At 73.1% G+C, this 3,860-nt stretch carries 3 protein-coding genes and 1 pseudogene; all 4 read right to left on the bottom strand.

The window, feature by feature from the left end; all coding sequences use genetic code 11:
- Window positions 1–191 precede the first annotated feature (191 nt).
- On the bottom strand, window positions 192–1,889 hold the full coding sequence (locus tag ACWGDE_RS37005; protein ID WP_453393469.1) for a proline--tRNA ligase: 1,698 nt from the start codon (window positions 1,887–1,889) through the stop codon (window positions 192–194).
- Window positions 1,890–1,981: 92 nt separating this feature from the next.
- Complete coding sequence (locus ACWGDE_RS37000; protein WP_453393468.1) at window positions 1,982–2,554, bottom strand: GNAT family N-acetyltransferase; 573 nt, start codon at window positions 2,552–2,554, stop codon at window positions 1,982–1,984.
- Window positions 2,555–2,652: 98 nt separating this feature from the next.
- Window positions 2,653–3,498, bottom strand: a complete 846-nt coding sequence (locus ACWGDE_RS36995; RefSeq protein ID WP_453393467.1) for a GNAT family N-acetyltransferase — start codon at window positions 3,496–3,498, stop codon at window positions 2,653–2,655.
- A 200-nt stretch (window positions 3,499–3,698) separates the two neighbouring features.
- Window positions 3,699–3,860 (bottom strand): annotated as a pseudogene (locus ACWGDE_RS36990) (flavodoxin-dependent (E)-4-hydroxy-3-methylbut-2-enyl-diphosphate synthase); the annotation flags it as partial.

Here is a 3,860-nt window from a genome sequence, read left to right as displayed (position 1 = left end):
GCCGGGGTAGCCGCTGCGCGGGGCTTCTCCCCCACCCCGCCCCTTCCCGAAACCGTGGCTCCGCCCCGGACCCCGTACGTGCGCTCCGCGCCCGTACCCTCGAACGCCGGGCGGGCTGGATTTTCCAGCCCCGCCGGCGTTCGAGGCGCGGGGTCTGGGGCGCAGCCCGCGGGTGGCACGGGGCGGGGCCGCTAGCGGGTCAGGCGGGTCAGGGCTTCGGGCAGGGGGAGCTCCTCGCGGGTGCCGGACGCGCGGTTCTGGAGTTCGACCACGCCGTCGGCGGACCGGCGGCCCGCGACCAGGATCCACGGGACGCCGATCAGCTCCGCGTCCGTGAGCTTCACCCCCGGCGAGAGCCCCGGCCGGTCGTCCAGGAGGACGCGGAGGCCCGCCTCCGCCAGAGCCCCGGCCGCGGACTCCGCGAGAGCGAGCGGCACCGCCTTGCCCGCCGCCACCACGTGCACGTCGGCAGGGGCCACCTCCGCGGGCCAGCACAGACCCCGCTCGTCCGCCGTCTGCTCGGCGAGGGCCGCCACCGCGCGGGAGACGCCGATGCCGTACGAGCCCATCGTGACCCGGACCGGCTTGCCCTCCTTGCCGAGGACGTCGAGGCCGAACGCGTCCGCGTACTTGCGGCCCAGCTGGAAGATGTGCCCGATCTCGATCGCCCGGTCGAGCTTCAGCCCGGCCCCGCAGGACGGGCAGGGGTCGCCCGCCTCGACGACCACCACGTCCAGGTACCGGTCCACCTCGAAGTCCCGCCCGCAGACCACGTTCCGGGCGTGCGTATCGGGCTTGTTGGCCCCCGTCACCCAGGAAGTGCCGGGCGCGATGCGGGGGTCGGCTAGGTAGCGGACCTTGTCGAGGCCCTGCGGGCCCACGTAGCCGCGTACCAGATCGGGCCGGTCGGCGAAGTCCTCGGCCGTCACCAACTCCACGACGGCCGGGGCCAGGTGCTCGGCGAGCTTGCCCAGGTCCACCTCGCGGTCCCCCGGTACGCCGACGGCCGTGATCTCGCCGTCCACCTTGACGAGGAGGTTCTTCAGCGTCGCGGACGCGGGGACGCCCAGGTGGGCCGCCAGGGTCTCGATCGTGGGGGTGTCGGGGGTGGGGATCTCCTCCAGCGGACCGTGTTCGCCGCCGGCCGGGGTCAGGGCGAAGGTCACCGCCTCCGTGTTCGCCGCGTAGTCGCAGGAGGGGCAGTCCGCGAAGGTGTCCTCGCCCGCCTCGGCGGGCGCCAGGAACTCCTCGGACGCCGAGCCGCCCATCGCGCCGGACACCGCGGACACGATCCGGTGGTCGAGGCCGAGCCGCTCGAAGATCCGCCGGTAGGCCGCGCGGTGGAGGGCGTACGACTCGGCGAGGCCCTCGTCGGACACGTCGAAGGAGTACGAGTCCTTCATGTGGAACTCGCGGCCGCGCAGGACGCCCGAGCGGGGCCGCGCCTCGTCGCGGTACTTGATCTGGATCTGGTACAGCATGACCGGCAGGTCCTTGTAGGACGTGCACTGGTCCTTGACCAGCAGGGTGAAGATCTCCTCGTGGGTGGGGCCGAGCAGGTAGTCCGCGCCCTTGCGGTCCTTCAGCCGGAACAGCAGGTCCCCGTACTCCGACCAGCGCCCGCTGACCTCGTAGGGCTCCTTGGGCAGCAGCGCCGGGAGGAGCACCTCCTGCGCCCCGATCGCGTCCATCTCCTCGCGGACGACGCGCGAGACGTTGTCCAGGACCCGCTTGCCGAGCGGCAGCCAGCTCCACACCCCGGCGGAGGTGCGCCGGACGTAGCCTGCCCGGACCAGGAGCCGGTGGCTGATGGTCTCGGCGTCGGCCGGGTCCTCGCGGAGCGTCTTGGCCATGAGGCGGGACATGCGCTGAACGGGTTGCGTAGACATGACGAGAGGCTATCGGGGGCCGCCGCGGCCCCGGAAACGAATTGGTCCGGCCGGCCGGGCCCGCGGCAGGTGCCCCCGTTCGGTGCCCGCGGTCAGCGCCTGCGCAGGGGCAGCGGAGCGCCCATGACGGCGTACGGGAGGCTCGCGCTCGGGAAGTGGACCGGACGGGCGAGGTCCTGGTAGCCGAGGGACCGGTAGAGCCCCCGGGCGGGGCTCTCGATGTCGATCGCGGAGAGGATCGAGCGCTTCTCCTCGGCGGTGTCGGTGATCGTGGTGATGAGGGTGCGGCCGACGCCGTGACCCTGGAACCCGGGGTGGACGTGGAGTTCGGTGATCACGAAGGAGCCGTCGAGCCAGCCTTCGTGACCGCCGGCCCGCAGGTAGGGCTCCACGATGCCGGACCACCAGTGCGCGCGGTCGTTGGGCATGCCGTAGACGAACCCGGCGAGCACCCCGTCCTCGGTGAAGGCGCCGAGCGCGCGGGCCCCGCGGCAGGTCATGTGGCGCTGGACGATGTAGCGCCGGATGCCGACCTCCTCCTCGCTGAGCCCGAAGGCCACGGCCTGCACGCGCAGGGCGTCGTCGACGCGGTCGACGAGGTCGAGGGGCCCGATGCGTAGTCCGGCGGGCCGGGCGGGGTCTTCTCCCCCGGGGGTAGGCAGCATGCGGTGACCTTACTGGGCCGCCCCCGCGGCCGTCCGGAGGACCCCGGTCGCCCCCGCCCGGCCCGGGAACCGACGGACGGAGTCGGGCGCGTCGAAAATCAGAACAGGACGCTCATGAACGCGCCGACCTCGCGGAAGCCGACCCTGCGGTAGGAGGCGCGCGCGGCGGTGTTGAAGTCGTTCACGTAGAGGCTCACCACGGGGGCCACGTCCCGGAGCGCGTACTCGACGACGGCGGCCATCCCGGTCTCGGAGTGCCCGCGGCCGCGGAACTCGGGGTCCACCCAGACGCCCTGGATCTGGCAGGCGCGGGAGGTGGCGGCGCCGATCTCGGCCTTGAAGACGACCTTGCCGTCCTCGACGCGCGCGAAGGAGCGGCCGGTGGAGACCAGCTCGGCGACCCGGGCCTGGTAGAGCAGGCCCCCGTCGCCGGCCATCGGGGAGATGCCGACCTCTTCGGTGAACATGGCGACGCAGGCGGGCATGATCAGGTCCATCTCGTCCTTGCGGATCCGGCGGACCTCCGGGTCGGCCGCGACCTCGGTGGACGGGTGCTCGGTGACCATGAGCGGCTGGTGGGAGCGGACGTCGCGGGCCGGTCCCCAGCTGGGCTCCAGGAGCTGCCAGAGCAGCCGGGTCGCCTCGGCGGGGCCGACGATGGAGGAACAGCGGCGGCCGGTCCTGCGGGCCCGGTCGGCGAAGGCGCGGACGGCGTCGGGGCCGGCGCACACGGGGACCAGGTTGGCGCCGGCGTAGCAGAGGGAGCGCAGCTCCCCGTCCGCGTACCAGCCCCACATCTCGCCGCCCAGGCGCCACGGATCGAGCCCGGCGACCTGGACCCGGGAGGTGACGAAGGCGTTCTCGACCGGCTCGCGTCCGAGGATCTCGAGCGCGGCGTCAAGATCACTGGGCTCTAGGACCCGGGTGGTGGTCTGCGTCAACACTGGGGCCTCACCATGCAAGTCTGCTGATCTCCGCACTGTACCCGGCGTGGCTTGCGTACGCCGCGCGGCCCCTGCGGGGCCCGGACGCCCGGCCGGGCCGGACGGCCGTACGACCCCGGGCCGCAGGGCCCGTACAGCGCGAAGGGCCCGGCCCCGCCGGTGGCGGGGACCGGGCCCGGAACGCTCGGGGGGCGGCGGAACTACACGCCGATGGCGACCGTCGGCTCGCCCGACATGACGCCGTCCTTCTCCATCTGCTCGGCGATCTTCATCGCCTCTTCGATGAGGGTCTCCACGATCTTCGACTCGGGGACGGTCTTGATGACCTCGCCCTTCACGAAGATCTGGCCCTTGCCGTTGCC

This window comes from Streptomyces sp. NPDC054956 (assembly GCF_053609185.1).
Note: the sequence above shows the minus strand (reverse complement) of the source record. Positions and strands in the feature narration are given on the sequence as shown.